The organism is Ruegeria sp. CDSC085 (assembly GCF_059610465.1).
Genome location: NZ_JBXWNR010000008.1, coordinates 71,946 through 96,603 on the forward strand (window position 1 = coordinate 71,946; position 24,658 = coordinate 96,603).

Consider the following 24,658-nt stretch of genomic DNA (forward strand, 5'->3'; position numbering starts at 1 on the left):
CACACCATGTTTCCGATCCGTGACCACAACCCTTCGGGGCGTACGCCTTATGTTGTCTATGCCTTGCTGGCGGCCAACATCCTGATCTTCCTCAGCTATGTGGGGATTTTGGGTGACGGGCCGCGGATAAACAGGCTGTTCCTCGACTACGCCATCATCCCGGCGCGGGTCAGCGACGGGTTCGGGCTGGAAACCCTCGTGACATCCATGTTCCTGCACGGAGGGTGGATGCACCTTGCCGGAAACATGCTGTTTCTGTGGATCTTCGGTGACAACCTGGAAGACGAGATGGGCCATCTGCCATTCCTGCTGTTCTATCTGGCAGCCGGGATTGGCGCGGGCCTGATTCACATCATCACCGGGCCGGACTCTCAGGTCCCCACAGTTGGGGCCTCGGGCGCGATTGCTGGCATTATGGGCGGGTATCTGCTGCTGTTCCCGAAAGCACGGGTGGATGTCCTGCTGATCCTGATCGTCTATTTCAGGATCTTTACCATTCCCGCCTTCATCATGCTGGGCGTCTGGCTGGCGATACAGTTCTTTGGCAGCGTCACCAGCAACCCGGACGAAGGCGGCATCGCCTATTGGGCCCATACCGGGGGGTTTGCCGTTGGCCTGATCCTGTGCGTACCGCTGTGGCTGAGACGCGGCGGAATTCAGTTCTGGGATCGCACCCATGGACATCCGCCCCACCCGGAGGCGAAGTACAAGCTGTCCCAATCCCGCATTCCGCGCGTTCCGCGTCGTTAAGGCCGGTCCAAAGGGCGTCTAGCCCCGGATCACCTTGGCGAACTGATCGAAGATCGGTTCGTTCGAACAGATCACCTCACCATCTTCCAGCACATTGCCTTCAGGGTTCAACGCCTGCACGAAACCACCAGCTTCTTTGATGATGATGACACCGGCAGCCAGATCCCACGCATTCAGGCGGCGTTCCCAAAAGCCCTCATACCGGCCGGCAGCCACATATGCCATGTCGAGCGCGGCAGCACCCCAACGACGGACACCGGCGCAGGCCGGCATCAGGCGCGCCAGATCCTGCAGGGTTGCTGGCAGGTCCGAACGACCACCAAAGGGCAGACCTGTCGCGAAGACCGATTCAATCATGCGGTGACGGCTCGACACGCGCATACGAGTGTCGTTCATCCAGGCCCCCTCACCTTTTTCAGCAAAGAACATCTCATCCTTGGCGGCGTCATAGACCACGCCGGCAACGATCTTGCCCTTGTGTTCCAGAGCTATGGAAATCGCCCAATGCGGCAGGCCGTGCAGGAAATTGGTGGTGCCGTCCAGCGGATCGACGATCCAGCGGCGGGTTGGGTCTTCGCCGTCAACGGCACCGCCCTCTTCGGCCAGCCAGCCATAGGTCGGTCGTGCGCCCAACAACTCTTCTTTCAGGATGGCTTCAGCGGCGATATCTGCCTTCGAGACAAAATCACCGGCACCTTTCATCGACACCTGCAGATTCTCGACTTCACGGAAATCCTTGACCAAAGAACGCCCCGCCTTGCGCGCGGCCTTGATCATGATGTTGAGATTTGCACTGCCAACCATTGTCAAAAGGCTCCTGTCCGGTCAAACCGCGCGTATACTGCCGCAATGCGCCATTGCCAAGAGGAATGATGCGCATAACAGACCCGCAGGAAACGCCGTTACTGGGATTGCAGCTTGCGCGCCTCTTCCCGGGCCAGTTTCACCAGTTCCTGAACAAAGGGCTTCTCCAGATCTTCCGACCGGACAGCTGCGTAGAGACGCCGTGTAATGCCCTCTTTCGTCAGCGGTCGGGTGACGTAGTCCGAGTTGTATTTGACCTCGCGCACGACCCAATCCGGCAGAACCGAAATCCCGCGATTTGAGGCCACCAGAAGCAAAATGACGGCGGTCAGTTCAACCTGCCGGATCGTTGCCGGTTCAATCCGTGCAGGGATCAGCAACTGGCTGAACACATCCAGACGCGTGCGTTCGACCGGATAGGTGATCAGAGTCTGACCCCGAAAGTCCTCGGCCTCGACATAGTCTTTTTTGGCCAACGGATGGGTCGAAGCCGCTACAAAGACTGCGTTGTAATCAAAAAGCTCCACAAACTCGACACCCGGCAAGTCTTCGGGATCGGATGAGACCACCAGATCGACCTCTTCCTTCTGCAAGGCTGGCAGGGCGTCGAAAGCCAGGCCAGGACGAATATCGACATCCACATCGCTCCAAGACTTCCTGAAGGCCTCAAGAACAGGAAACAACCATTCGAAACAGGCATGGCATTCGATGGCAATATGCATCCGCCCCGTGCGCCCGTCCCGCAGCGATGAAAACTCACTCTGCGCGGCCTCGACCTGAGGAAGGATTTGCTCGGCCAGTCTCAAAAGGCGGAATCCGGCGGCTGACAGTTTCATTGGCTTTGAGCGACGCAGAAACAGTTCAACTCCCGCCTGATCTTCCAACCCTTTGATTTGATGACTTAATGCGGACTGGGTGATATTCAGCTGATCCGCAGCACGGGCCAGCCCGCCGCATTCGTGGATTGCCTTTATCGTACGCAGGTGCCGGAATTCAATATGCATTTCAAACAGCATTCATGTTATTGATGAGCAATATGAGTTTGTTTCACATTGCCCGTCATGGCACAAGGGGCTCAGTTGATCCAGTGAGGCCACAATGTCCAATCCTGAAATTTCCTTCGAGTTCTTTCCCCCCAAAACTCTGGAAGCCTCTTTCCGCCTTTGGGATACGGTTCAGACATTGGCCCCCTTGGATCCCCGCTTCGTTTCTGTCACCTACGGCGCTGGCGGCACAACGCGTGAACTGACACGTGACGCGGTTTCAACCCTGCACAAGTCATCGGGCCTGAACGTGGCCGCTCATCTGACCTGCGTCGATACTTCGCGGCAGGAAACCCTGGAGATCGCAGACGCCTTCGCACGCGCTGGGGTGCAAGATATCGTCGCCCTGCGCGGCGATCCGCCAAAGGGTCAGGACAAGTTTGTGCCGCACCCGGACGGGTTTTCCAGTTCGGTTGAGCTGATAGAAGCACTGGCCGAAACCGAAATGTTCAGCATCCGTGTCGGGGCCTATCCTGACACCCACCCCGAAGCCGCAGACATGGCTGCGGATGTGGACTGGTTGAAAGCCAAACTGGACGCTGGCGCAGACGAAGCGCTGACGCAGTTCTTCTTCGAAGCCGAGACCTTTTTCCGGTTCCGTGACGCATGCGCCAAGGCCGGGATCGACAAACCGATCGTGCCGGGCATCCTGCCGATCGAGAACTGGTCGGGTGCCCGCAATTTTGCAAAACGCTGTGGCACGCATATTCCGGAGTGGGTCGAACAGGCCTTTGAAAAAGCGGTGCGCGACGAGCGCGAGGATCTGCTGGCCACGGCAATCTGCACTGAACTGTGTTCGGACCTGATCGAAGGCGGCGTGGACAAGCTGCATTTCTATACCCTGAACCGCCCCGAACTGACACGCGATGTCTGCTTTGCGCTGGGCATTTCACCACGGGTCGAACTGGAAAACGTCGCCTAAAACCCAAAAACCCCAAAGATTCGCCCGGGTTACGTTTGCCCCGGGCGTTTTGACGTCTCGGAATGTGTGAACTGTTTCACAATCGCGCGCGCTGAACGCCGCCTTTACGGAACAATTGAATCTCCGCATCGTGATTGTCGTCGCAAGCCCTGCAAATCAGCCTCGAAATTTGACAAAACCACGACCCTGGCGACACTGGAAGAGTGTAGTTTGTAAAGAGTGTTTTGAGTATGGAACCTGTCGATAAAGTGCGGGCACGCACGAACGCGCTGGCAGATCTGGGTTTAACCCCCTGCGCCAATTCCAGTGAAATCAGAGAGGCTTGGCGGCAGATCGCCTTTCATTCGCATCCTGATCACAAGGACGGTGACAGTTCCGGGTTCTCGCGCGCCAAAGCGGCCTATGATTTTCTGCGCAAGGAAGGGTTGGCAACAAAAGCTGGTGCCAGTTCCGGTTCTCCGCAGCCGCGTCGACCCCGTTTGAAAAAACGCATCATCGAACTTCCGCAGGAAGACATCGCCGCCTGCAAGGCGATGCTGAACCCCCACCAGGTGCTGCCGCATATGCACAATGAGAGGGATGTCGAGGAAATGCCTGATGCAAGTGTCTCGGACCACGTTCCTGATGCGGTCGGGTGTTACGGGCGGCATTTGACCTATTTTGTAACCACGCCCGTGCATCATGGAGCAAATCGCGTCGCCTTGCCAACGACTGTCCTGAGCAGCACACGCCACACCGACGCTGAAATTCTGAGCTTTCAGTCCAAAGATACCGGTGCGGGGGAAGTCATCATCCCCGATACAATCCGCGAACGCAAGTTTCCAGGGGCCAAGAGTGTGCGGATCAGATTTGATGCTGATCAGGATATTCGGGATCAATTCTGGCTTGCGGGGTAAGGGCCTGAGCCCGGCTGAACCAGCCGGGCACTGATATTGTGTCGCCGGATCAGTTTGAAACCGGGCCTTCGGAGGTGAATTTCGGGATCACGTTGGTTGAGGCGTCGCTCGGTTCGATACCGGGCCAATTTCCTTCGGCAAGATTGATATTGCCCGGAATGTCTTCCTCAAAAAATCCCACAACCACGTCGGTGATGTTGAGATACAGCTTGTCATCCACGATCCGCCACAGGTTCGGGTTTGCCGGAACCTTGCCGCCGCGCGACACGCCGTAAGCGCAGTGTCCATCATATTGCGGCGCATAATATGCAGGGTTTTCCAAGAACTTGGCGCGGTTTTCCTCGGTCGCAAAAGCCCAGGTTGCACCGTTGTACTCTGCGGTGATGTCGGCTTTTCCGCGCACACCTTCGTGCTGCGGCTGGCCAACCGGCACCTGATCCAGACTGCGATAGGCAACGACGTCATATCCCGAGACAGCAAAACCTGTGCCGTCAACATATTGAGGTCCGGCAAAAGCCGGAACCGCCAGAACTATGGCCGCAGCGAGGGTCAATGCAAAGCGTTTCATGTGGTCCATCCTTTTCGGGTCAACTATGTCCGTGATGCCGTGCTGGCAGGTCTGTCAGGACAATATGCGATTCCCGTGCGGTGCGTAGTCCCCCTAACGCCGCTGTGACCTGGCACGAGAAAACGTGAGAGTTTGGCTGCGGAATGTTACAGAATAAGCCGGTCGCACCGGGTTGGACTCGGCGGTTTGCAATATTAGCTGTAAGGCAGTCCTGATATAGGCAAGAAAGGCAAGAGATGAGCGACCAATCCTCGTACACCCCACCAGCAGTCTGGACCTGGGACAGTAAAAGTGGCGGACAATTCGCCAACATCAACCGACCGATTGCCGGTGCCACTCATGACAAGGACCTGCCGGTCGGACAGCATCCCCTTCAGTTGTACTCGCTCGCCACGCCCAATGGCGTGAAAGTCACGGTAATGCTGGAAGAGCTGCTGGCACTTGGTCATGAAGGTGCCGAATACAATGCCTGGCTGATCAACATCGGAGAAGGCGATCAATTCAGCTCGGGCTTTGTCGAGGCCAACCCGAACTCGAAAATCCCCGCGCTTTGGGATCGGTCGGGTGACAAACCTGTCCGTGTTTTTGAAAGCGCCTCGATCCTGTTCCATTTGGCTGAGAAATTCGGCGCGTTCCTGCCCGCGTCTGGCCCGGAGCGGACCGAGGTGATGAACTGGGTTTTCTGGCAGATGGGCAGCGCGCCTTACCTGGGCGGTGGCTTCGGGCATTTCTACGCCTACGCACCAGAGAAATGGGAATACCCGATCAACCGTTTCGCCATGGAGACCAAGCGCCAACTGGATGTTCTGGATCGTGAACTGGCGGATAAGACCTTCATCGCGGGTGAAAACTATTCGATCGCCGACATGGCGATTTGGCCATGGTATGGTCAGTTGGTTCTGGGCCGCCTTTATAGCGCGGCAGAGTTCTTGGACGTGGATTCCTACAAGAACGTCATGCGATGGGCCAAGGCGATCGACGCGCGCCCTGCGGTTCAGCGTGGCCGCATGGTCAACCGCGCCTTTGGCGAACCGCACACCCAGCTTCACGAACGCCACGACGCCAGCGACTTCGAAACCCGCACGCAGGACAAATTGGAAGCAGCCGCGGAATAAACAAGCCCCAATGCAACAACACGCGGTGCAGCTTGCGCCGCGTGTTTGCGTTTGGATGATTATTTCAGAATGGGTGGGTTGTCCGGGTTGCTGCCGGGGGTTTCACGGACCGTTTCGGCAATTTGAGACTGAGGCAGATCAAACCGAAGCCCCACCTTGGCCAACAGCGCAGCGGCGGCCTCGCTTGCGGTGAAAAAACCGACATCCATCGCGCCTGCCTCGATCCCGGAAAAGGTCAGCGCCTCGGACGCGGCCTTGGCCAAAGCGGGCTCGGCCCCCTCGATCGCATCGACAAATCCCAACAGATGGCTCTGCGCGCCCGATTTGGACTTGGTGGCGACCAGATAAGCCGCGCTGGCAAGTCCGCCTGTCGTCGCCAGTTTCGCATCCAACGCGGTCAGCAGGTTCTGCGGCAGGCCGGCAGGGGGCAAAAACTCGGAAAGTTCTTCCTCAACCTCTTGCGGGCTGTGTTGCAATGTCTCGGCCAGCCAACCCAAAGCTTCTGCCGGAACAAGCATGGAAGATGGCGCCGTCTCCAGATTCAGACCAAGCCCGATGCCCTGCCCCGACAGCATCCCCGACAGCGCACGCCCCGACAACGCCACATAAGGCACGGGCTGCCCGGCAAACTGCGCCAGCCGGTCCTCACGGTCAAAGGCCAGAACAAAGCGCCCGTCAGCCACATCGAACAATTCGGGCGAGATATTCTCGTCCCGTGCTTCTTCAGTCAGCATCAGAAACAGCTCGCTGTCCGCGAGCCGTTCAAAGAAACGCAGCCGGGCGGCATCATTTTGCGGGTCCGCCTGCATCGCTGCATGCGCGGTGTCCAGCGCCGTGGAGTCAGTCATTCAGCACCTCTTGGACCCGTGCACGCAAAACAGGCAGCAATTCAGCCTCGAACCACGGGTTTTTCTTCAACCATGCCGTATTGCGCCAGGACGGGTGAGGCAAGGCAAAGACCCGCGGCGCATGGTCCCGCCAGTTGCGAACGGTGTCCGTCACCGACCCGCGCACGCCAAGATGAAACTTGTGCGCATGACCTCCGACCAACACGGTCAGCGGCACACGCCCCAGTTCCTGCATCACCCGGTCATGCCAGGTCTTGCGGCAAATCGCAGGTGGAGGAAGATCAGCATTGCGCGCATCATATCCCGGAAAGCAGAACGCCATCGGTACGATCGAAACGCGGTCGCGATCGTAAAACACCGTCTCATCAATCCCCAGCCAGTGCCGCAGCCTGTCGCCTGACGGGTCGGTAAAGGGCCGCCCCGACTCGTGCACACGGGCGCCCGGTGCCTGCCCGGCGACAAGGATTGGCGTTCCGGGGCGGAACCAGACCACCGGACGCGGCTCGTGTGCCGTTTCTGTTTGCGCGAACCTGTCAGCACACAAGCGGCAGGCGCGGATCCCCTGACGTAAAGCGTTCATCTGATCGTGAAGGCCCTGCCCATCCAGACTGTTGTTGGTCGATAAAACAGATAGTATCGACCGGACGCAGCACCAAGTGAATGGAATTTCTTGCTGCAACTGACCAGACATTCATGCGCATTACCGGGACGCATTGATCATTTGTTTCATAATTCGACATAATGTAGCCAACATGGGTCGGTAAAAAAAACCTTTCTGGCCGCCCGCAAGTGCGACAACACGACCAAAACGAGCAGCAGACCGCGAATGCTAGAGTTCGACAACGTCAGCAAATCCTTCTGGACCGGAACGCGCCGCAAGGTGATTCTGGATCGGGTCTCATTTCGGGTCGAACTGGGCACCTCGCTGGGTGTTCTGGCCCCGAACGGAACCGGGAAAACCACGTTGATCAACATGATGGCAGGTCTGGAAAAACCCGACGAAGGCGTGATCCGTCGCGAATGCCGCGTTTCCTTTCCCATGGGGTTCACCGGTGGCGTGTCGGGGAAACTGTCAGCGCTTGAGAACGCACGTTACATCGCTAAAATCTACGGTATGGACCCCGACTATATCGAGGCCTATTGCAAATGGCTCTGCGGCTTGGGCGAATATTTCGACCAGCCCCTCGCTACGTATTCCTCTGGGATGAGAGCGCGTTTTACCTTTTCTTTGATGCTGGCGTTGGACTTTGACATGTACCTCATCGACGAAGGGATGCCGGCGACAACAGATGTCGAATTCAACGAAAAGGCAGGGTCGATCCTGAAGGAAAGGTTGCGCACAACGACTTTGGTGATCGTATCGCACAGCCCGTCCGTGTTAGAGAAATTCGCCCGGAAAGCGGCCGTACTTCTGGACGGGCAATTGTATATGTTTGACTCCTTGGAAGAGGCGAAGCAGCTGTATGACTACGAAACCCAAGGTTAGAAAATATAACTGGCGCCACAAACGCCAGACTGAAAGTTCGGCTGAGGCGAGGTCGGACGCAATTTCGCGTATTCGCAACGCGACGCATGACCCTGCCGCCGCAGGCGTGGCGCAGCCGGGGACGCAGCTGGATGACATCAAGCGCGAAGGCCTGACGGGCCGTCAATTGCGTATCGCACGACGCTTGGCGCAAAAACACAATCTGGCTGCCACATCCGACTATGACGCGGTGCGGTTGTTGCGCAAAAAGGGCGTAGATCCCTTCCAGCGCACCAATCTTCTTGACCTTGCTGCCGCAAAACCATCGAACGGGGGTGACAAACCCAAGGACAAGATCAACGTTCAACTGCCGCAGGCCATGGGTGCCGAGAAAACAAACCTGCCCGGGCCCGAGCTCAGCCCGGCCGAACGGCGCAATTTCGAAATCGGCCAAATCCAAAAAGACATCGCCCGTCGCCGCAGGCGTAAATTGTTTGGACTGTTTGCGCGCTTGGCAGTCTTTGTATTCCTGCCGACCTTCATTGTCGGGTTCTATTTCTACCGCATCGCCACTCCGATGTATGCGAGCGATTCCGAATTCCTGATCCTGCAAGCTGATGGCGGGCCCGGCAATATCGGCGGTCTGCTTGCCGGCACGCAATTCGCCACCACGCAGGACTCGATCTCGGTTCAGTCCTTCCTGGAATCGAAAGAAGCTTTGCTGTTGCTGGATCGGGATGCCGGGTTTTCCGATGTCTTCAAACAGGAATGGATCGACCCGATTCAGAGACTGGCCCCGGACGCCACGCTTGAAGACGCCTACAAGCTGTTCAAACGCATGATCACCATCGGCTATGACCCGACCGAAGGGGTCATTCGGATGGAAGTTGCTGCCCCCGATGCCCAGACGTCGACCGAGTTTGCCGAACGTCTGATCTCTTATGCAGAAGACAGGGTGAACGCCTTGTCCGGGAAAAAACGTGAAGACCAGATGCGCGACGCACTGCAAAGCTTCGAAGCGGCGCAGGAAGCGCGCAGACAAGCTCAGGAAGAATTGATCGAGCTTCAGCTTCAGGGCGCGGTTCTTGACCCCGAAAACGTCATTGCCAGCCTGCGCGCCCGCATCAACGAAATCGAAATTCTGGTTCAGGACAAAGAACTTGAACTCGCGGCGCTTCAGGACAACCTGCGTCCGAACAAAGCAAAGGTTGATGGCGTCAGAGCAGATATCGCCCGTCTGGAGAAGGTTCTGAAAGACCTGAATGCCGAGATGCAGGATGCCTCGGACGGCGAAAACTCGCTGGCGCGGTTGAGCGTGCGCATCCAGATCGCGCAGGCGGACTTGGCGGCGCGGGACATGATGCTGCAAACGGCAATGCAGCAAATGGAATCGACCCGGTCCGAAGCCAACCGGCAGGTGCGCTATCTGACCGTCTCGGTAAACCCGGTTCCCAGTCAGGAACCCAGCTATCCGCGCAAGTTCGAAAATACGATTTTGGCATTTCTGTTGTTTGCTGGTATCTACCTCATGATCTCGCTTACAGCGTCGGTCCTTCGTGAACAGGTATCCTCATAAGACTCATGAAACATGTAAAAATCTCCGACCTGACAGTCGGCAACGACCTTCCGCTGACCATCATTGCAGGCCCGTGTCAGCTTGAATCCGCAGACCACGCGCAAATGATTGCGGGCAAGATGAAAGAAGCCTGTGACGCCGCCGGGGCGCAATACGTTTTCAAGGCGTCTTATGACAAGGCAAACCGGACCTCTCTGTCAGGCAAGCGCGGAATGGGAATCGATGTGGGGCTGCAAGTGCTTGACGGCATCCGCAAGACGATGGGCATCCCGGTTCTGACCGATGTTCATACCGAAGCACAATGTGCCATCGCCTCCGAAGCGGTGGATGTTCTGCAAATCCCCGCTTTCTTGTGCCGTCAGACTGATATGCTGCTGGCGGCAGGCAACACCGGGAAAGCGGTAAATGTAAAAAAGGGGCAATTCCTTGCACCCTGGGAAATGACCAATATCGTCGACAAAGTTGAAAGCACCGGAAACGAGAACATCCTGCTGACAGAGCGTGGCACCTCATTTGGCTACAACACGCTGGTTGCCGACATGCGCGCGCTGCCTCAAATGGCGAAAACCGGGTATCCGGTCGTGATGGACGCCACCCATTCCGTGCAACAACCCGGCGGCAAAGGCGGGTCTTCGGGCGGGCAGCGCGAATTTGCGCCAGTGATGGCTCGCGCCGCCGTTTCTCTGGGTGTTGGGGCTGTGTTCATTGAAACCCATCAGGATCCGGACTCCGCCCCATCGGACGGGCCAAATATGATCCCGCTCGACCAGATGCCCCAACTTGTTGACACATTGATGCGATTTGATGCGCTGGCTAAAGCAAACCCTATTCAAATTTAACGATTGAGACTTGTTATGACCAAACCCCTTCCCGAGGTGACACCCAACAGCTGGAGCTTTCTGCGCGACGCAATGATCAAGCCCACCGGGTTCCGTGAATACGACGCCCGCTGGAAATACCCCGAAGAGATCAACCTGCCAGGCATGACCGCGCTTGGACTGGGGCTTGGCACGCAGATGCGCAGGCGCGGCATTGAGCCCGTGATCGCCGTTGGCAACGACTATCGCGATTACTCGCTGGCGATAAAAAACGCATTGATGCTGGGCCTGATGCAGGCCGGTATCCGTGTGAAAGACATTGGCCCTGCACTCAGCCCCATGGCTTATTTCGCGCAGTTTCATCTGGACGTGCCTGCCGTGGCGATGGTCACAGCCAGCCACAATCCCAACGGCTGGACCGGTGTAAAGATGGGTTTTGAGCGCCCTCTGACCCATGGCCCTGATGAGATGTCGGAACTGCGTGACATCGTTCTGAACGGCGAGGGACTGCCACACGAAGGCGGATCATACGAGTTCGTTGAGGGGATAAAAGAAGCCTATATCGACGACCTGGTGGGCGATTTCAAAATGTCCCGCCCGCTGAAAGTGGTCTGCGCAACGGGCAACGGCACAGCATCGGCCTTTGCGCCCGAGATTTTCGAACGGATCGGGGTTGAGGTTGTGCCCAGCCATAACCGTCTGGACTATACCTTCCCCAACTACAACCCGAACCCTGAGGCCATGGAAATGCTGCACGACATGGCCGCCATGGTGAAGTCCAGCGGTGCCGATATGGCGCTTGGGTTTGACGGTGACGGTGATCGTTGTGGTGTTGTCGATGACGAGGGTGAAGAGATCTTTGCCGACAAGGTCGGCGTCATCATGGCGCGTGATCTGGCCAAGCTGTATCCCGGATCGACCTTTGTCGCGGATGTGAAATCCACCGGTCTGTTCGCCAGCGATCCCGAATTGCAGGCCCTGGGCGTCAAAGCCGATTACTGGAAGACCGGCCACAGCCACATGAAGCGTCGGGTCAAGGAAATTGGCGCACTGGCCGGGTTCGAAAAGTCAGGCCACTACTTTTTGGCCGAACCGGTCGGGCGTGGGTACGACTGCGGGATGCGTGTCGCAGTCGAGATCTGCAAACTGATGGACCGCAACCCGGATCAGAGCATGTCGGACCTGCGCAAGGCTTTGCCCAAGACATGGTCCACACCCACGATGTCGCCCTATGCAGCCGATACCGAGAAATACGATATGCTTCAGCGACTGGTCAAAAAACTGGTTGAGAAGGGCAACGCCGGTGAGACATTCGCGGGTCGCGCAATTAAAGAAGTGGTTACGGTAAACGGCGCACGTGTGATTCTGGACAACGGCAGCTGGGGTCTGGTGCGGGCTTCATCCAATACCCCCAATCTGGTCGTTGTCTGTGAAAGCAGCGAAAGCGAGGCTGAGATGCGCGCCATCTTCGCGGACATCGATGCCGTCATCCGCACCGAGCCCGGAGTCGGCGATTACGACCAAACCATCTGAAAACAACCGCTTGGGGCATATCCCAATGCCCCAAGCACCTTAGCTGTTCAATCCCCGCCAAACAGTTTGAGCAGACCTTTCTTGGCCTCTTCTTCAAGCTTGTCCTTGATTGCATCTTCGATCTGATCACTATCCGTGATCGTCGTGTCCAATTCGTTGCCGACCTTTTCAAAAACCTTCTGTTTGGCGTCGTCTTCCAGTTCCTTGACCTTCACATCCGCAGCCGCCTCGATCACCTTGGTCAGGTCCGGCTTGATCGACGGGTCGCTCCAGGGACCCACGATGCGAACGGGGACCGATATCCCCTGCCCGGAATTGGCACGCAACGCCACTGGCGTGAACAGGTAGTCGATATTGCGCCCCCCCAGATCCACGGCACCGGTGCCATCTGCGCGAAAATTCTTCAGTGACATGAGCAGATCGTTGTTCGTCAACACGCCCTGATCGATGATGAAACTGGCCGTCGTGCTGTTGAACACAGTGGTTCCGCCTGATCCGGTGCCCTGCCCCATCAACAGGTCCAGATCGAGCCCGGAAATCACTCCGGGACCAACATCTAGGTTTCCCTTGCCGCTGAGGGACCGCATGATCTGATCCTCGGACTGACCAACGCCCAGAAACTCAAACGCGCCGGCAGCGGTTCCCGACAGGCGCTCAACACCGGCCATTGTGGTCAGCGCTTGTTTCAGGTCGATCCCGGTCGCGGTCACAGTACCGCCGACAGACAGGCCGTTGCGATTGTTGGCAACCACCTGACCCTTCAGTTGCCCCGAAAACAGCGTGGCCGGATGCATTTCAAGAACGGCCCGCGACCGGTCCAGCGACAGGGTCAGGTCGCTTTTTCCGAACGTCATTCCGGGCACGGCGATCGAGTTGGCTGTCAGGCGAATCTTACCGTTCGCCAGTGCCAGAGCGGACGCGTCGATAGGGTCCTTCGACCACCCCTCAGTTGCAGGAGCGTTTGCCTGAGACGTGCTGCTTGGAGCAGAACCCGTTTCGGAAATCCGCGACAGATCCAGATCACCGGCATCCAGACGAGCCACGATCCGTGGCGGGTCCGAGATGGTGACATCCGCCTCACCTACAAACCGGTTGTCATCCAATTGCGCAGTCATGTTCCGCATGGAAATCCGCCCATCCTGCGTATATGTCATCTGCGCGGAAATGTCGGCGACTTTGCCCAATCCAGGCGGTACAGTCGTGCCAGCCTGACCGAAGGCGGCAAGCAACCTTTCGGTGTCCCGCGTCACGACCTTGATGGTTCCATCCATTTCACCCGTAAGATTGACGCGTCCTTCAAATCCGATCTCGCCGCCCGGAGCCGTCAAAGCCAGTTCCAGATCAGTCACTGACCCGGCCGCAAAAGCCGGTAAATCCGGGATTTTCAGATCAACCTGAACCGCCCCTCCGGGCACCGGCATGGCCGCCTTCATCACCATCGCGGCCGTGACCTCGGGCCAACTTGCAGATAGCGTCACGTCCGAGAAATCCATCTGTGAGACGCCATTTTCCACGTAAATCAACCGTGCATTTGTCAGCTCCAGCTGATCCAGAGTGACTTGCCCCGATGGTTCAGCTGGCGTGGAGCCCCCGGTCGTGGCCGCAGTTGCCTCGGTTGTCGGGGCGCTCAACTCCCAATTGCCGCGCCCATCTGATCGTTCCAACCGCAACACGGGATTGTCTGCAAAAACACGTTTGATTCGCAGATCCCCGTTCAACAGCCCGGCAGCGTCCACCCCGACGGCAAGGCTATCCGCGCTGAGCATCGGCTCCGGTCCGGCCCAGCTTGCATTGCCGAAACGCACCGGCCCGGTCTCCATCCCCACCACCGGCCAGAAGGATATGCGCACATCGCCGGTCAGTGTCAGATCCCTCCCGGTCTGGGCCTTGACCTGCTCGGTCAGAATCGCGGCAAGCTTCTCCCCCGGCATCAGCAACAGCGCGCCGATAATCAGCGCGACCACGGCCACAACAATAAACAGGATGCGCATCAGCCATTTCATATTCTGCTCTCCGCCTTTTGGCTTGTCATTGCCGTGATCATTCAAATCACACGTCACATTTGCAAGGGGAAGCTTTCCCCACTATATGCCGCGCATGACGACGAACCCGCCAAACCTCCGCCCCGACCTGGCGCCTGCTGCCCGGATCACCGAGACGCCCCAATCAAACCAGCCGACCATCGGTATGGTGTCCTTGGGATGCCCAAAGGCGTTGGTCGACAGTGAACGCATTCTGACCCGGCTGCGTGCCGAAGGGTACGGCATTTCGCCAGATTATGCCGGGGCCGAAGCCGTCATTGTGAACACCTGCGGGTTCCTTGACAGCGCCAAGGCGGAATCGCTGGACGCTATCGGAGAGGCGCTGGTGGAAAACGGCAAGGTCATCGTGACCGGCTGTCTGGGCGCAGAACCAGATTACATTCGCAAACATCACCCCCGCATCATGGCTGTCACCGGCCCGCACCAATACGAGCAGGTTCTGGATGCGGTGCACGCCGCCGTGCCACCCGATCCTGATCCGTTCGTGGACCTGCTACCCGCCAGCAGCGTGCAACTGACCCCGCGCCATTACAGTTATCTGAAAATCTCTGAGGGCTGTAACCACAAGTGCAGGTTCTGCATCATCCCTGACATGCGCGGAAAGCTGGCCAGCCGCCCCGCGCATGCGGTTCTGCGCGAGGCGGAAAAGCTGGTCGACAATGGCGTGCGTGAATTGCTGGTGATTTCGCAGGACACCTCGGCCTACGGGCTGGACCGAAAATACGATGTGAACCCTTGGAAAGACGGTGAAGTACGCAGCCATATCACCGATCTGGCGCGTGAACTGGGGCAGTTGGATGCCTGGGTGCGGCTGCACTATGTGTATCCCTATCCGCATGTGCGTGACCTGATTCCGCTGATGGCTGATACCGGGTGCAACGTACTGCCCTATCTGGATATCCCGTTTCAACACGCCCACCCGGACGTTCTGAAACGCATGGCCCGCCCGGCTGCAGCGGCCAAAACGCTGGATGAGATCAGGGCGTGGCGCGCGATCTGCCCGGATATCACCCTGCGATCTACCTTTATCGTTGGCTATCCGGGCGAGACCGAAGCGGAATTTCAGACCCTGCTGGACTGGATGGACGAGGCGCAACTGGATCGTGTCGGCTGCTTTCAATATGAAAACGTCGAAGGCGCGCGCTCGAACGACCTGCCCGATCACGTCCCGGCAGAAATCAAGCAAGAGCGCTGGGATCGTTTCATGGAAAAGGCACAGGCGATCTCGGAGGCCAAGTTGCAAGCGAAGGTCGGACAGACGCTTGAGGTGATCGTGGACGAGATCGACAACGAGGCCGCCACCTGCCGCACCAAGGCAGACGCGCCCGAGATCGACGGCAACCTGTTCATCGATGAAGGATTCGAAAACCTCAACCCCGGTGACATCGTCACGGTCGAAGTGGACGAGGCCGGAGAATACGATTTGTGGGGCAAGCCCGTCTAAGGTCTGACAATGCGTCAGACACACGTCATATGGACAAAGCGTGAAGCGAGTTTATTGGCAGAACACGCGGTCAGATACGATCTTGGGCTGAAAGCCGAACACGGAGGTTTTCATGTCTCGTATCTTCAAGCTTGGCCTGAACGGCGTAATTTTCCTGATGGCCGCGCATTTCTTGGCCACCCCCGGTTACGCCCAGCCCACACAGGTCGGCTCTGCCGGATTTATTGTGGCCGGCGGCAAACATCTGAGTTTTCATAAAAACGGCCGTCACAAGATAAACCGGTATTTCGTGGCCCCGAAAGCCAAGTCACATGCCAAGCACCCCAAGGTGCATACCAAAAAGCCGACCCCGGTTCATCGATACACCGCCCCCAAACGGCGTGTCCTGGAGCATATCCCCCATAGGTCGGTCAAGCGACACAAATTCAAATCATTCAAGTTCAAGCATTCCTACGGCTTCCAAAGGCACTAAACGGTGTTTGCGCACTGCAAAAAGCAGCCTGCCCGATAGCCGCAAACGCAGGCAAGAAAAAACCGCCTCGAATGGCGGCTGCAATCCCCAGATTGGTGCAGGCGGTCCGCATCCGGGCCGCCTGCGAATGGCTTATTGAGTAATCGGGTCGCAGACCGTCTGACCAGCCTCGGTTGTGGCCAATTGATAACCGCCCGGGCAGCTAGGTGTGCCGGCTTTGTCATAGCTGGGCTGAACGTAAACAGGTGTCGGTTCTTCCTGCTGCGCGCAGGCAGTCAGGATCAGTGCAAATGCGCCAACAGCAGCGAGTTTCAGTTTCATGTCCGTCAATCCTCTATTACTTTTCTGATATTGCCCAGCTTTTCGGGGCCAGATTCAGAATACGGGCTGAACGACAATCTGGCAACTGACTCGATCACGTCTTTGTGAGTCACAGCGAATCCATGCCAATCCGAGGCCGCAGTGGTGATCATTGCAGCGTCGCAACTATCCTTTTGGCGTCAGCGCCCTAAAATGTTGCAGCGAGATCAGCAAAAGACGGAGAAGCCACATGTCAGACGCACCCATCATTGCCCAGAAATCACCTTTTCCGGTAGAGGTGGTCGAAGGGGAAACCTATTTCTGGTGCGCCTGCGGAAAATCCGGCCGCCAGCCGTTTTGCGACGGATCGCATAAAGGCACCGGATTTGAACCCGTGAAATATACAGCGGATAAAAGTAAAAAGGTCTTCTTTTGCGGGTGCAAACACAGCTCGAAACCGCCTTTGTGCGACGGAACGCACAGCGGGCTTTGATCAGGTTTTCAGTCCATTCAAGGTCTCGGCATTCGGGCAAAAATCCGGGGCCGTGGCCGCCTGGCCCTGCTGCCGGGCCAGCCAGTATTCGCATTGCACGTCACATCCGGCAGCGCGGCACCGCGTGACAAGCTCGGCGTATTGTTCCGGCGAAAGGCGTCCGTCGGCCATCACTTCGGTCATGGAAATGCCCATACAGCGCGAAACCGAGCGTGTAAGCCAGAAATGCTTTTCGATTTCCCCTAACGCGACCTGAGACATCAAGCGTGCTCCTTCTGCTTGGCCTTGAGGGCGGCAAAACACTTGCGATTCGGGCATGAAAACGGGGCCTGTTCGACCTGCTCACGCCGTTCCAACCACTCCGGGCAGTCCTTGGCCCAGGAACAGCCGCGGCACTGCTGCACGATTTCCGCCCATTCTTCTTGTTTCAGATGACCGCTCCGATAGGCTGCTGCCAAATCGGTTCCAGTTGCTCGCCCCATGCGCAACACCAAACGCAGATGGGTCATGATTTCGCCCAGACGTGTCATGGCACACCTGTACGTTAAGGCAGGAGATTGTCGAGCAATTCCTGATTTCGGCAGTATTCGGGCGTACGCCGAGCAGAACCGGGATTGTTCAGCAAACTCTTGCAGTGATCCGGGTTCGGGCAGTCGGTACAGCGCAAAACAGCGTCAGAGATCTGGTCCACGGAAACGGAGCCATCAATGGCGGCTTCCTCAAGATCAATGTCCAGCATTCTGGCCATATCGTCCACCAATCCGGCATGCAGCCGCAGGGTCTCTTGGGTGGGCATGCTGTTTCCTTTCGCTTTCACGCTGTGTCCAAAGGGTAGCGCATCCGCGAGGGCAAACATTGACTCAGGTCAAGATTGGACGCCGATGTGATCCAGATAGGCCCGCGTGGCATCCTGAACACGGCGAAAGCGATCCCCGCCCAGTTTCTTGCCGCCGTACCAGCGCGTCACGATAATTACATGATCTTTCAGCCCGGCGCGTTCGATCATACGTAGGATCACCATGCCCGCGCCGCTTTCCCCGTCATCAGCTTTCAACGCGCCGGTCGGCAAAGCCGCAGCCCAGGTGTTATGGGTGGCTTTGGCATAGCTCTTGTCGGATTTCAAATCGTCCAGAACGGCGTCGATTTCAGCCCGCGTCGTGACCTGCGCCCCGGACACCGCGTATTTCGAACCGCGATCCGTCAAGATAACCCCCAGACATGTAAGCGCGGTCATTGGGACAGACCCAGTTGCTCTGCTGTCTCCAGCACGATCTGAACGCGTTGAGCATTTGGCGGGTGGGTTCCCAAAAATCTGTCACCGGGATCGGGGATCCGATCAAAGAATTTTGCCCCAACCAACGGATTGTATCCCGCGTTATAGGTGATGATGGTTCCCAACTGGTCTGCCTCCAGCTCAAAGTCTTTCACGTAGGCCTGAACACCAACCTGCGCACCCAGCTTTTGCGCTTCCTCTATTGCAGCGGCGTCCCCGCCACGCAACTGCGCCACCCGCCCGAACTCGGCCGCGCTGGCGCTGGCGATTTCACTCTGTCTGGCGATATGCCCCAACACGTGGTGGGCTGCTTCGTGCCCCATGACAAACGCCAGTTCATCCGCGTTCTGGGTGGATTCGATCATCGAGCGAGTGAATATGATCACCGGCTGCTTTTTGTTGTCCAGCGTCTGAAACGCATTGGCCGATGCCTGAGGGTTCAGGTCAACAAGAATCCGGAAGTCGCAATTCTGCCCAGTCGTCTGTTTCAGGCACTGGCTACGGGCTTCGGCCCCGACCGCCCGGCTGACCTCGCGAAAGGTTTGCACCATGGGTTCGGCCTCTGGTTCATCCCCCAGCCATTCCTCGGCGGGTTGGACACGCAAGGCCCCCTCTCCGCACGCAGCAAGCAGCAGGGACAGCAATAAAACAAACCATCTGTGCATGTCATATCCTTTGAGGTCGAATGACCGTGATTTCAACATAGTACGAGCGAACCGGCGAAACCACACCGCCGGCTCAACGAACGGCTTGCATTGCGCCTCGGCGGCCTGCACTCTGGTCTCATGTTTTCGATTGAGCATGAATTCGACTCGACGGTCATTACGCTTGTGGACGAAGGTGAAAGACCTTTGCAGGAAGATGTTGTGATCAATAATTTCGCCGAATGCGTCACGCTGGAGCAACTGGATCCCCGTACCGATCAAATACAAAGGATCACTTTGTCACCGGAGCAGGTGCGGGATCTGGCGGCCGCGCTGGACCTGCCCGAAGGCGTTTATCAGATTCGCGAAACCGGGCCTCAGGGGTCATAGACAAACACCTTGATCCGTGCGGATTGCCCGTGTTTCAGTGTCAGGGTTGAAGGCGCGACACCAAGGCATTTTGCAAGTAGTGACTGCACAGCGCTATTGGCTTTACCGTTTTCAGGTGGGGCTGTCACGAAAACCCTGATCTGATCTCCTTCAACGATCACGCGATCACGGGCCGCCTTTGGCGTCACCTTCAGTTCGAACGTAGCCTCTGTCCGCGCCAGCGCGCTGAGGTCCGGCAAATCGCGCAGTTTGGATTTCGTCATTGTTTCCCCCCTCTTTCAATAGTCTTGCATGAAGGACATCGGAATGAAATTGATCCACGCAATCGATCGGCGCGCCCTTGAAACGGGCTGAACGCCGACCAAGATACAGAGTCGTGATGTAAAGGAAGTTAACATATGTCCCTGAAAAACCCCGCCGCTCTGGAGTTTTTACAGTCGCGCCGGTCCCGGCCCGCCAAGACACTGGTTGCACCGGCCCCGACCCGGGAAGAGTTGTTGCCCCTGCTGACGGCCGCAGCACGCAGCCCCGATCACGGCAAACTGGAGCCGTGGCGGTTCATCGTTCTCGAAAAGGGCGCCATGCCTCGTCTGGCGGCCCTGACCGAGACCTGCGGACAAAAGCTGAACAAAAGCCCGGAAGACATCACCAAAGCCCGCAGCCAGTTCGATATGGGGCATCTGGCAGTTGCGATCATCGAGGTTCAAAAACCATCCGAGAAGATTCCGGCCATCGAACAAACCTACTCCGCTGGTGCGGTCTGTCTGGCCCTGCTGAACGCCGCGCTGGCTGCGGGCTGGGGCGCAAATTGGCTGTCGGGTTGGCAAACACATGATCGCGAATTCTGCGTCGACGCATTTGGACTTGCTGAAAACGAACGTGTAGCCGGGTTGATTCATATCGCCACCGAGGGGACGGCCCCGCCGGAACGCCCGCGGCCCGATGTGGCCGCGCTGACAGAGTGGGTTACGAAATGATTATCCTGAACGCCTTTTTCAGCGCACTTGGCCAGATCGGAGATCCCAAGTTTCGGGCCGTCTTGCTGCGCGGTGTGGGGTTGACCATTCTGTTGCTGGTTCTCGCCTGTGCAGGTGCGATCTGGTTGATCAACTGGTTGTCAGGCAGTGAAATCTCTCTGCCATTTGTGGGTGCTGTCCCGTGGCTGAACGACGTCCTGAACTATTCCGGTATCGTCCTTGTCCTTGTTTTGCCTGTATTTCTGATGGTGCCGGTCGCATCGGCCATCACCTCGATCTTTCTGGACGAGGTGGCACAGGCGGTTGAGGACAAGCATTTTCCGGCTTTGCCGCCCGCACGACGCATCCCTGTCTCAGAGGCGGTTATGGACGGTCTCAGCTTTCTTGGAGTTCTGATTGTCGCAAACCTGCTGGCGCTGATCCTGTACGCAATTTTCACCCCGCTTGCGCCTTTCATCTTCTGGGCCATGAACGGGTTCTTGCTGGGGAGGGAATATTTCACCCTGGCTGCGATGCGAAGAATCGGGCGCGACGGGGCACGCAAGCTGCGGTCCAAACACTCGACAACGATCTGGGTGGCGGGCACCTTGATGGCCATTCCTCTTTCAGTGCCGCTGGTGAACCTGGTGATCCCGATCATCGGGGCCGCCACGTTCACCCATATATATCACGCCGTGTCCGGCCAATAGGCCTGACGGGGATTACCTTGGCTCCAGCTGATTCAGCCAGTCGAAATCGCGCACCGAGATCACGCCCGACAGGATTATCCCGGCGATGATCGCCCACAGAACCACAGAGATACCGGTGGTGATCCACATCTTTCTTTTCATGTGATGCACTTCCGGCGCGCCCGCATGCGTGCCGGGAACGATATCACCCAGATCGCCCTGGGTTTTGATGCGAATGGGCAGCACCACCAACAACGTCATGAACCAGATGACGGCGAACAACACCAGTGCGGCAGTAATGGTCATTTCAGGCCCTCCGAGGGTGGGGGATTACACCTGCTCCAGTTCGACCAGGCAGCCGTTGAAATCCTTGGGGTGCAGAAACAGAACCGGTTTTCCATGCGCACCGATCTTGGGCTCACCTGATCCCAGAACACGCGCGCCGGTTGCTTTCAGATGATCGCGGGCAGCGATGATATCCTCGACCTCATAACATACATGGTGGATGCCGCCGGACGGGTTCTTTTCCAAAAATCCGTTGATCGGGCTGTCATCGCCCAGTGGGTACAAAAGTTCGATCTTGGTGTTTGGCAACTCGATGAACACAACCGTGACACCGTGATCCGGCTCATCCTGCGGTGCGCCGACCTTGGCGCCCAGCGCATTGCGGTATTGCTCGGACGCCGTCTCAAGATCGGGTACGGCGATGGCTACGTGGTTCAGGCGTCCAATCATGTCTCACTCCTGCTGTCCTGCGTTGGATGGGTTATGGGGGCTGATCCGCCAAAGGACAAGTGCGCCAAATCGCGCGTTAACGTCGTGTTAGCCAGAAGTTCCTAGCGTGAGGCATCTGCTGCATAGGAGAGCTGCCATGGACGATTCGGGCCAACTTGCCACCACCACCGCCGCGCCTACCGCGACTCGACCCTTGCTGGGTCAGACCATACTGGTTGTCGAAGACAGCCGGTACGCTTGCGATGCCATCCGCCTGATGTGCCTGCACAGCGGCGCACGTATTCGCCGCGCGGATTGTCTGAAATCGGCCCGAAGGCATCTGCAGATCTATCGGCCTTCGGTCATACTGGTCGATATGGGCCTGCCGGACGGGTCCGGTGCCGACCTGATCGCCGAATTGGCGGATGCCACGCCCCGTATCAGCGTCATCATGGGCCTGTCGGGCGATGACGCCAGCGAAGACGTGGCTCTTGCGGCCGGAGCGGATGGATTTTTGTCCAAGCCTCTAAAATCAATGTCTTATTTTCAGAAATCCATTCTGGAACGCCTGCCGGAAGATCGGCGGCCTTGCGGGTTGCATGCGGTACGCGATGAAATCATCCACCCGGACCCTCTGGCCTATCAGGACGACATGGCCCACATCGCCGATGTGCTCGCAGGTCCCAACGATCATCGCACATTGGACTACGCCGCACAGTTCCTACAGGGAGTCGCGCGCGAGGCAGACGACAGACCCCTGGCGGAAGCCGCGCGAAAGCTGGCACTGTCACGCGCAAACGGGACACCGATCACCGCGCAGGCAGCGCAGGTTGCCGGGATGGTACAGAACCGTCTGGAACAGCGAGAGGCAATTTGAAATGGTCACAGCCTATTTCATCACTGCGACCCTTTTGTGCGTTTGGTTTTACCGCCAGACACGGCATGCAGCGCGTTCCATTCGTGTCAATCGGAACAATCTGAAAAATCCGCTGGACTGACACGCGAAACCTGCGTGGAAATACCGCCCGCTTTTTAGCGGACGGTCATTGATCAGTCCTGAGGGATAATGCGAAGACCCAGCTCCATCAACTGATCCGAGGTCGGATCCGAAGGTGCGTCCATCATCAGATCTTCAGCGCGCTGGTTCATCGGGAACATCATGACTTCGCGGATATTGGCCTCGTCCGCCAGCAACATCACGATCCGGTCGATACCGGCCGCGCAACCACCGTGTGGCGGTGCGCCGTAGTGGAAGGCGTTGAACAGTGCGCCAAAGCGGGATTTCACTTCATCCTCGCCATAGCCAGCCAGTTCAAAGGCCTTCAGCATGATTTCCGGCTTGTGGTTTCGGATCGCGCCTGAAACCAGCTCGTACCCGTTACACGCCAGATCATACTGATAACCGCGCACATCCAGCGGGTTGCCCTGCAACGCGTCCATGCCGCCCTGCGGCATCGAGAACGGGTTATGTTCAAAGTCGATCGCGCCGGTTTCTTCATCCTGCTCGTAAATGGGGAAGTCCACGATCCACGCAAAGGCAAAGCGGTCTTTTTCGGTCAGGTTCAATTCCTCACCGATCACGTCACGTGCCTTACCGGCGACCTTTTCAAAGGCCTTCGGCTTGCCACCCAAGAAGAACGCCGCATCACCAACGCCCAGACCCAGTTGCTGACGGATCGCCTCAGTCCGCTCGGGGCCGATGTTCTTGGCCAGCGGTCCCGCAGCCTCCATCCCTTCACCCTGATCGCGCCAGAAGATATAGCCCATGCCCGGCAGACCTTCTTTTTGGGCAAAGGCGTTCATACGGTCACAGAACTTACGGCTGCCACCAGTTGGGGCCGGGATGGCTCGGATTTCGGTGCCTTCCTGCTCTAGCAATTTGGCGAATATCGCAAAGCCAGAACCACGGAAATGCTCAGATACAACCTGCATCTTGATAGGGTTCCGCAGGTCGGGCTTGTCGGTGCCGTACCAGAGCGCTGCATCCTTGTAGGAAATCTGCGGCCATTCCTGATCAACCTTGCGGCCCCCGCCGAACTCTTCGAACACACCGGTTAGAACGGGCTGGATCGTGTCGAACACATCCTGCTGCTCGACAAACGACATCTCAAGGTCAAGCTGGTAGAAATCGGTGGGCGAGCGGTCAGCACGCGGGTCTTCATCACGGAAACACGGCGCGATCTGGAAATACTTGTCAAAGCCCGACACCATGATCAGCTGTTTGAATTGCTGCGGGGCCTGCGGTAGCGCGTAGAACTTGCCCTGGTGCAGACGCGAAGGCACCAAAAAGTCGCGCGCGCCTTCCGGTGAGGACGCGGTGATGATCGGCGTCTGATACTCGCGGAAACCCTGATCCCACATCCTTTTACGCATGGATGCGACAACGTCCGAGCGCAGGGTCATGTTCTGCTGCATAGCCTCGCGGCGCAGGTCCAGATAGCGATAGCGCAGGCGGGTTTCCTCGGGGTATTCCTGATCACCGAAGACCATCAGCGGCAATTCGTCGGCGGCTCCCAGAACTTCCAGCTCGCGTACATAAACTTCAATCTCGCCGGTGGGCAGTTTCGGGTTCACCAGGTCCGTGTCGCGGGCTTTGACGGTGCCGTCGATGCGGATACACCATTCAGACCGCACCTTTTCCAACTCGGCAAAGGCGGCACTGTCGCCGTCGCACAGGATCTGAGTTACGCCGAAATGGTCGCGCAGGTCGATGAACAGCACGCCCCCATGATCTCGAACCCGATGCACCCAACCGGACAGGCGAACGGTTTCTCCAACATTGGCGGCGGTCAAGGCGGCGCAGGTGTGGCTGCGGTAGGCGTGCATGGAATATCCCTTCGGGCGCAGAATTCGTCGCGCCGATACACCCTGTCAGACCCGGAAAGTCAAGGCGGGTCGCCCTT

31 protein-coding genes are annotated in these 24,658 nt (G+C 57.6%); 15 read left to right on the forward strand and 16 right to left on the reverse strand.

Annotated elements, in window-relative coordinates:
- Window positions 1–6: 6 nt before the first annotated feature.
- Window positions 7–750 carry a rhomboid family intramembrane serine protease gene (locus tag AC2FJB_RS13045; RefSeq protein ID WP_496718765.1) on the forward strand — a complete coding sequence of 248 codons (744 nt, stop codon included), beginning with the start codon at window positions 7–9 and terminating at the stop codon, window positions 748–750.
- A gap of 18 nt (window positions 751–768) precedes the next feature.
- Here the strand turns inward: AC2FJB_RS13045 and AC2FJB_RS13050 are convergent, their stop codons facing one another.
- Window positions 769–1,554, reverse strand: a complete 786-nt coding sequence (locus tag AC2FJB_RS13050) for an inositol monophosphatase family protein (RefSeq protein WP_496718764.1) — start codon at window positions 1,552–1,554, stop codon at window positions 769–771.
- 98 nt (window positions 1,555–1,652) lie between these two features.
- Complete coding sequence (locus AC2FJB_RS13055; protein WP_117872567.1) at window positions 1,653–2,558, reverse strand: LysR family transcriptional regulator; 906 nt, start codon at window positions 2,556–2,558, stop codon at window positions 1,653–1,655.
- Between the two features lie 94 nt (window positions 2,559–2,652).
- On the opposite strand from AC2FJB_RS13055, the gene metF reads away from it, so the two are divergent.
- Both metF and AC2FJB_RS13065 read left to right on the forward strand, forming a co-directional pair.
- Window positions 2,653–3,519, forward strand: a complete 867-nt coding sequence (gene metF / locus AC2FJB_RS13060) for a methylenetetrahydrofolate reductase [NAD(P)H] (RefSeq protein WP_496718763.1) — start codon at window positions 2,653–2,655, stop codon at window positions 3,517–3,519.
- Window positions 3,520–3,749: 230 nt separating this feature from the next.
- Window positions 3,750–4,415: a J domain-containing protein gene (locus AC2FJB_RS13065; protein WP_496674350.1), complete on the forward strand. Its 666-nt coding sequence runs from the start codon at window positions 3,750–3,752 to the stop codon at window positions 4,413–4,415.
- A gap of 49 nt (window positions 4,416–4,464) precedes the next feature.
- Here the strand turns inward: AC2FJB_RS13065 and AC2FJB_RS13070 are convergent, their stop codons facing one another.
- The gene (locus AC2FJB_RS13070) at window positions 4,465–4,983 is read right to left on the reverse strand and encodes a YHS domain-containing (seleno)protein (protein ID WP_117872564.1); all 519 of its coding nucleotides are present in this window, start codon (window positions 4,981–4,983) and stop codon (window positions 4,465–4,467) included.
- A 236-nt stretch (window positions 4,984–5,219) separates the two neighbouring features.
- On the opposite strand from AC2FJB_RS13070, the gene yghU reads away from it, so the two are divergent.
- The gene (gene yghU / locus AC2FJB_RS13075; protein ID WP_496718761.1) at window positions 5,220–6,098 is read left to right on the forward strand and encodes a glutathione-dependent disulfide-bond oxidoreductase; all 879 of its coding nucleotides are present in this window, start codon (window positions 5,220–5,222) and stop codon (window positions 6,096–6,098) included.
- A 59-nt stretch (window positions 6,099–6,157) separates the two neighbouring features.
- On the opposite strand, the gene AC2FJB_RS13080 is transcribed toward yghU, so the two are convergent.
- Window positions 6,158–6,946, reverse strand: a complete 789-nt coding sequence (locus tag AC2FJB_RS13080; RefSeq protein ID WP_117867968.1) for an SseB family protein — start codon at window positions 6,944–6,946, stop codon at window positions 6,158–6,160.
- The gene (locus AC2FJB_RS13085; RefSeq protein WP_496674457.1) at window positions 6,939–7,526 is read right to left on the reverse strand and encodes a uracil-DNA glycosylase family protein; all 588 of its coding nucleotides are present in this window, start codon (window positions 7,524–7,526) and stop codon (window positions 6,939–6,941) included. The genes AC2FJB_RS13080 and AC2FJB_RS13085 overlap by 8 nt, the downstream gene beginning before the upstream one ends.
- A gap of 246 nt (window positions 7,527–7,772) precedes the next feature.
- Between AC2FJB_RS13085 and AC2FJB_RS13090 the strand changes: the two genes are divergently transcribed.
- Genes AC2FJB_RS13090 through AC2FJB_RS13105 form a run of 4 tightly spaced genes read left to right on the forward strand, consistent with a single transcriptional unit; the run spans window position 7,773 to window position 12,338 of the window.
- Window positions 7,773–8,432 (forward strand): ABC transporter ATP-binding protein, encoded by a 660-nt coding sequence (locus tag AC2FJB_RS13090; protein ID WP_117867966.1) that lies wholly within the window; start codon window positions 7,773–7,775, stop codon window positions 8,430–8,432.
- Window positions 8,410–9,987 carry a KpsE/RkpR family capsule polysaccharide export protein gene (locus AC2FJB_RS13095; protein ID WP_496718760.1) on the forward strand — a complete coding sequence of 526 codons (1,578 nt, stop codon included), beginning with the start codon at window positions 8,410–8,412 and terminating at the stop codon, window positions 9,985–9,987. The genes AC2FJB_RS13090 and AC2FJB_RS13095 overlap by 23 nt, the downstream gene beginning before the upstream one ends.
- 5 nt (window positions 9,988–9,992) lie before the next feature.
- Window positions 9,993–10,826, forward strand: coding sequence for a 3-deoxy-8-phosphooctulonate synthase (kdsA, locus tag AC2FJB_RS13100; protein ID WP_496683353.1), 834 nt, complete (start codon window positions 9,993–9,995; stop codon window positions 10,824–10,826).
- A gap of 15 nt (window positions 10,827–10,841) precedes the next feature.
- On the forward strand, window positions 10,842–12,338 hold the full coding sequence (locus AC2FJB_RS13105) for a phosphomannomutase/phosphoglucomutase (protein ID WP_496718759.1): 1,497 nt from the start codon (window positions 10,842–10,844) through the stop codon (window positions 12,336–12,338).
- Between the two features lie 47 nt (window positions 12,339–12,385).
- On the opposite strand, the gene AC2FJB_RS13110 is transcribed toward AC2FJB_RS13105, so the two are convergent.
- Window positions 12,386–14,341, reverse strand: coding sequence for an AsmA family protein (locus tag AC2FJB_RS13110; RefSeq protein ID WP_496718758.1), 1,956 nt, complete (start codon window positions 14,339–14,341; stop codon window positions 12,386–12,388).
- A 94-nt stretch (window positions 14,342–14,435) separates the two neighbouring features.
- On the opposite strand from AC2FJB_RS13110, the gene rimO reads away from it, so the two are divergent.
- Window positions 14,436–15,824, forward strand: coding sequence for a 30S ribosomal protein S12 methylthiotransferase RimO (gene rimO / locus AC2FJB_RS13115; RefSeq protein WP_496718757.1), 1,389 nt, complete (start codon window positions 14,436–14,438; stop codon window positions 15,822–15,824).
- Window positions 15,825–15,936: 112 nt separating this feature from the next.
- Window positions 15,937–16,296: a hypothetical protein gene (locus AC2FJB_RS13120; RefSeq protein ID WP_496718756.1), complete on the forward strand. Its 360-nt coding sequence runs from the start codon at window positions 15,937–15,939 to the stop codon at window positions 16,294–16,296.
- 132 nt (window positions 16,297–16,428) lie between these two features.
- On the opposite strand, the gene AC2FJB_RS13125 is transcribed toward AC2FJB_RS13120, so the two are convergent.
- The gene (locus tag AC2FJB_RS13125; RefSeq protein ID WP_050604769.1) at window positions 16,429–16,617 is read right to left on the reverse strand and encodes a hypothetical protein; all 189 of its coding nucleotides are present in this window, start codon (window positions 16,615–16,617) and stop codon (window positions 16,429–16,431) included.
- Between the two features lie 229 nt (window positions 16,618–16,846).
- Here AC2FJB_RS13125 and AC2FJB_RS13130 point away from each other — a divergent pair, with 229 nt between their 5' ends.
- Window positions 16,847–17,089, forward strand: a complete 243-nt coding sequence (locus AC2FJB_RS13130) for a CDGSH iron-sulfur domain-containing protein (protein WP_496718755.1) — start codon at window positions 16,847–16,849, stop codon at window positions 17,087–17,089.
- On the opposite strand, the gene AC2FJB_RS13135 is transcribed toward AC2FJB_RS13130, so the two are convergent.
- The 5 genes from AC2FJB_RS13135 to AC2FJB_RS13155 all read right to left on the reverse strand — a co-directional run bounded on the left by AC2FJB_RS13135 (window position 17,090) and on the right by AC2FJB_RS13155 (window position 19,027).
- A complete protein-coding gene (locus tag AC2FJB_RS13135; protein ID WP_117867949.1) occupies window positions 17,090–17,350 on the reverse strand; it encodes a DUF6455 family protein in 261 nt (86 codons plus the stop codon).
- Window positions 17,350–17,619: a DUF6455 family protein gene (locus AC2FJB_RS13140; protein WP_117867947.1), complete on the reverse strand. Its 270-nt coding sequence runs from the start codon at window positions 17,617–17,619 to the stop codon at window positions 17,350–17,352. Before AC2FJB_RS13140 ends, AC2FJB_RS13135 begins: the two co-directional genes overlap by 1 nt.
- A gap of 14 nt (window positions 17,620–17,633) precedes the next feature.
- Window positions 17,634–17,885, reverse strand: coding sequence for a DUF6455 family protein (locus AC2FJB_RS13145; RefSeq protein ID WP_117867945.1), 252 nt, complete (start codon window positions 17,883–17,885; stop codon window positions 17,634–17,636).
- 69 nt (window positions 17,886–17,954) lie between these two features.
- A complete protein-coding gene (locus tag AC2FJB_RS13150; RefSeq protein WP_496683334.1) occupies window positions 17,955–18,323 on the reverse strand; it encodes a YigZ family protein in 369 nt (122 codons plus the stop codon).
- Window positions 18,320–19,027, reverse strand: coding sequence for a M48 family metallopeptidase (locus AC2FJB_RS13155; RefSeq protein ID WP_496683331.1), 708 nt, complete (start codon window positions 19,025–19,027; stop codon window positions 18,320–18,322). Before AC2FJB_RS13155 ends, AC2FJB_RS13150 begins: the two co-directional genes overlap by 4 nt.
- A gap of 120 nt (window positions 19,028–19,147) precedes the next feature.
- On the opposite strand from AC2FJB_RS13155, the gene AC2FJB_RS13160 reads away from it, so the two are divergent.
- Complete coding sequence (locus AC2FJB_RS13160; RefSeq protein WP_117867943.1) at window positions 19,148–19,396, forward strand: DUF8831 family protein; 249 nt, start codon at window positions 19,148–19,150, stop codon at window positions 19,394–19,396.
- Here the strand turns inward: AC2FJB_RS13160 and AC2FJB_RS13165 are convergent.
- Window positions 19,384–19,659 (reverse strand): DUF167 domain-containing protein, encoded by a 276-nt coding sequence (locus AC2FJB_RS13165; RefSeq protein ID WP_496718754.1) that lies wholly within the window; start codon window positions 19,657–19,659, stop codon window positions 19,384–19,386. The genes AC2FJB_RS13160 and AC2FJB_RS13165 overlap by 13 nt on opposite strands.
- A gap of 135 nt (window positions 19,660–19,794) precedes the next feature.
- Between AC2FJB_RS13165 and AC2FJB_RS13170 the strand changes: the two genes are divergently transcribed.
- Window positions 19,795–20,373 carry a nitroreductase family protein gene (locus AC2FJB_RS13170; RefSeq protein ID WP_496674316.1) on the forward strand — a complete coding sequence of 193 codons (579 nt, stop codon included), beginning with the start codon at window positions 19,795–19,797 and terminating at the stop codon, window positions 20,371–20,373.
- Window positions 20,370–21,062 carry an EI24 domain-containing protein gene (locus AC2FJB_RS13175; RefSeq protein WP_496674313.1) on the forward strand — a complete coding sequence of 231 codons (693 nt, stop codon included), beginning with the start codon at window positions 20,370–20,372 and terminating at the stop codon, window positions 21,060–21,062. Before AC2FJB_RS13170 ends, AC2FJB_RS13175 begins: the two co-directional genes overlap by 4 nt.
- 12 nt (window positions 21,063–21,074) lie before the next feature.
- On the opposite strand, the gene AC2FJB_RS13180 is transcribed toward AC2FJB_RS13175, so the two are convergent.
- Window positions 21,075–21,347: a DUF1467 family protein gene (locus tag AC2FJB_RS13180; RefSeq protein WP_117867937.1), complete on the reverse strand. Its 273-nt coding sequence runs from the start codon at window positions 21,345–21,347 to the stop codon at window positions 21,075–21,077.
- A gap of 24 nt (window positions 21,348–21,371) precedes the next feature.
- The gene (gene mce / locus AC2FJB_RS13185; protein ID WP_496718753.1) at window positions 21,372–21,776 is read right to left on the reverse strand and encodes a methylmalonyl-CoA epimerase; all 405 of its coding nucleotides are present in this window, start codon (window positions 21,774–21,776) and stop codon (window positions 21,372–21,374) included.
- 136 nt (window positions 21,777–21,912) lie between these two features.
- On the opposite strand from mce, the gene AC2FJB_RS13190 reads away from it, so the two are divergent.
- Window positions 21,913–22,632, forward strand: a complete 720-nt coding sequence (locus tag AC2FJB_RS13190; protein ID WP_496718751.1) for a response regulator — start codon at window positions 21,913–21,915, stop codon at window positions 22,630–22,632.
- 173 nt (window positions 22,633–22,805) lie between these two features.
- On the opposite strand, the gene aspS is transcribed toward AC2FJB_RS13190, so the two are convergent.
- A complete protein-coding gene (aspS, locus tag AC2FJB_RS13195) occupies window positions 22,806–24,581 on the reverse strand; it encodes an aspartate--tRNA ligase (RefSeq protein WP_117867931.1) in 1,776 nt (591 codons plus the stop codon).
- Window positions 24,582–24,658 lie beyond the last annotated feature (77 nt).

Excerpts from the sequence above, each read along its gene's own strand:
- AC2FJB_RS13045 (WP_496718765.1), top strand. The coding sequence starts at position 7 with ATGTTTCCGATCCGTGACCACAACCCTTCGGGGCGTACGCCTTATGTT.
- AC2FJB_RS13050 (WP_496718764.1), bottom strand. The coding sequence starts at position 1,554 with ATGGTTGGCAGTGCAAATCTCAACATCATGATCAAGGCCGCGCGCAAG.
- AC2FJB_RS13055 (WP_117872567.1), bottom strand. The coding sequence starts at position 2,558 with ATGCATATTGAATTCCGGCACCTGCGTACGATAAAGGCAATCCACGAA.
- metF (WP_496718763.1), top strand. The coding sequence starts at position 2,653 with ATGTCCAATCCTGAAATTTCCTTCGAGTTCTTTCCCCCCAAAACTCTG.
- AC2FJB_RS13065 (WP_496674350.1), top strand. The coding sequence starts at position 3,750 with ATGGAACCTGTCGATAAAGTGCGGGCACGCACGAACGCGCTGGCAGAT.
- AC2FJB_RS13070 (WP_117872564.1), bottom strand. The coding sequence starts at position 4,983 with ATGAAACGCTTTGCATTGACCCTCGCTGCGGCCATAGTTCTGGCGGTT.
- yghU (WP_496718761.1), top strand. The coding sequence starts at position 5,220 with ATGAGCGACCAATCCTCGTACACCCCACCAGCAGTCTGGACCTGGGAC.
- AC2FJB_RS13080 (WP_117867968.1), bottom strand. The coding sequence starts at position 6,946 with ATGACTGACTCCACGGCGCTGGACACCGCGCATGCAGCGATGCAGGCG.
- AC2FJB_RS13085 (WP_496674457.1), bottom strand. The coding sequence starts at position 7,526 with ATGAACGCTTTACGTCAGGGGATCCGCGCCTGCCGCTTGTGTGCTGAC.
- AC2FJB_RS13090 (WP_117867966.1), top strand. The coding sequence starts at position 7,773 with ATGCTAGAGTTCGACAACGTCAGCAAATCCTTCTGGACCGGAACGCGC.
- AC2FJB_RS13095 (WP_496718760.1), top strand. The coding sequence starts at position 8,410 with ATGACTACGAAACCCAAGGTTAGAAAATATAACTGGCGCCACAAACGC.
- kdsA (WP_496683353.1), top strand. The coding sequence starts at position 9,993 with ATGAAACATGTAAAAATCTCCGACCTGACAGTCGGCAACGACCTTCCG.
- AC2FJB_RS13105 (WP_496718759.1), top strand. The coding sequence starts at position 10,842 with ATGACCAAACCCCTTCCCGAGGTGACACCCAACAGCTGGAGCTTTCTG.
- AC2FJB_RS13110 (WP_496718758.1), bottom strand. The coding sequence starts at position 14,341 with ATGAAATGGCTGATGCGCATCCTGTTTATTGTTGTGGCCGTGGTCGCG.
- rimO (WP_496718757.1), top strand. The coding sequence starts at position 14,436 with ATGACGACGAACCCGCCAAACCTCCGCCCCGACCTGGCGCCTGCTGCC.
- AC2FJB_RS13120 (WP_496718756.1), top strand. The coding sequence starts at position 15,937 with ATGTCTCGTATCTTCAAGCTTGGCCTGAACGGCGTAATTTTCCTGATG.
- AC2FJB_RS13125 (WP_050604769.1), bottom strand. The coding sequence starts at position 16,617 with ATGAAACTGAAACTCGCTGCTGTTGGCGCATTTGCACTGATCCTGACT.
- AC2FJB_RS13130 (WP_496718755.1), top strand. The coding sequence starts at position 16,847 with ATGTCAGACGCACCCATCATTGCCCAGAAATCACCTTTTCCGGTAGAG.
- AC2FJB_RS13135 (WP_117867949.1), bottom strand. The coding sequence starts at position 17,350 with ATGTCTCAGGTCGCGTTAGGGGAAATCGAAAAGCATTTCTGGCTTACA.
- AC2FJB_RS13140 (WP_117867947.1), bottom strand. The coding sequence starts at position 17,619 with ATGACACGTCTGGGCGAAATCATGACCCATCTGCGTTTGGTGTTGCGC.
- AC2FJB_RS13145 (WP_117867945.1), bottom strand. The coding sequence starts at position 17,885 with ATGCCCACCCAAGAGACCCTGCGGCTGCATGCCGGATTGGTGGACGAT.
- AC2FJB_RS13150 (WP_496683334.1), bottom strand. The coding sequence starts at position 18,323 with ATGACCGCGCTTACATGTCTGGGGGTTATCTTGACGGATCGCGGTTCG.
- AC2FJB_RS13155 (WP_496683331.1), bottom strand. The coding sequence starts at position 19,027 with ATGCACAGATGGTTTGTTTTATTGCTGTCCCTGCTGCTTGCTGCGTGC.
- AC2FJB_RS13160 (WP_117867943.1), top strand. The coding sequence starts at position 19,148 with ATGTTTTCGATTGAGCATGAATTCGACTCGACGGTCATTACGCTTGTG.
- AC2FJB_RS13165 (WP_496718754.1), bottom strand. The coding sequence starts at position 19,659 with ATGACGAAATCCAAACTGCGCGATTTGCCGGACCTCAGCGCGCTGGCG.
- AC2FJB_RS13170 (WP_496674316.1), top strand. The coding sequence starts at position 19,795 with ATGTCCCTGAAAAACCCCGCCGCTCTGGAGTTTTTACAGTCGCGCCGG.
- AC2FJB_RS13175 (WP_496674313.1), top strand. The coding sequence starts at position 20,370 with ATGATTATCCTGAACGCCTTTTTCAGCGCACTTGGCCAGATCGGAGAT.
- AC2FJB_RS13180 (WP_117867937.1), bottom strand. The coding sequence starts at position 21,347 with ATGACCATTACTGCCGCACTGGTGTTGTTCGCCGTCATCTGGTTCATG.
- mce (WP_496718753.1), bottom strand. The coding sequence starts at position 21,776 with ATGATTGGACGCCTGAACCACGTAGCCATCGCCGTACCCGATCTTGAG.
- AC2FJB_RS13190 (WP_496718751.1), top strand. The coding sequence starts at position 21,913 with ATGGACGATTCGGGCCAACTTGCCACCACCACCGCCGCGCCTACCGCG.
- aspS (WP_117867931.1), bottom strand. The coding sequence starts at position 24,581 with ATGCACGCCTACCGCAGCCACACCTGCGCCGCCTTGACCGCCGCCAAT.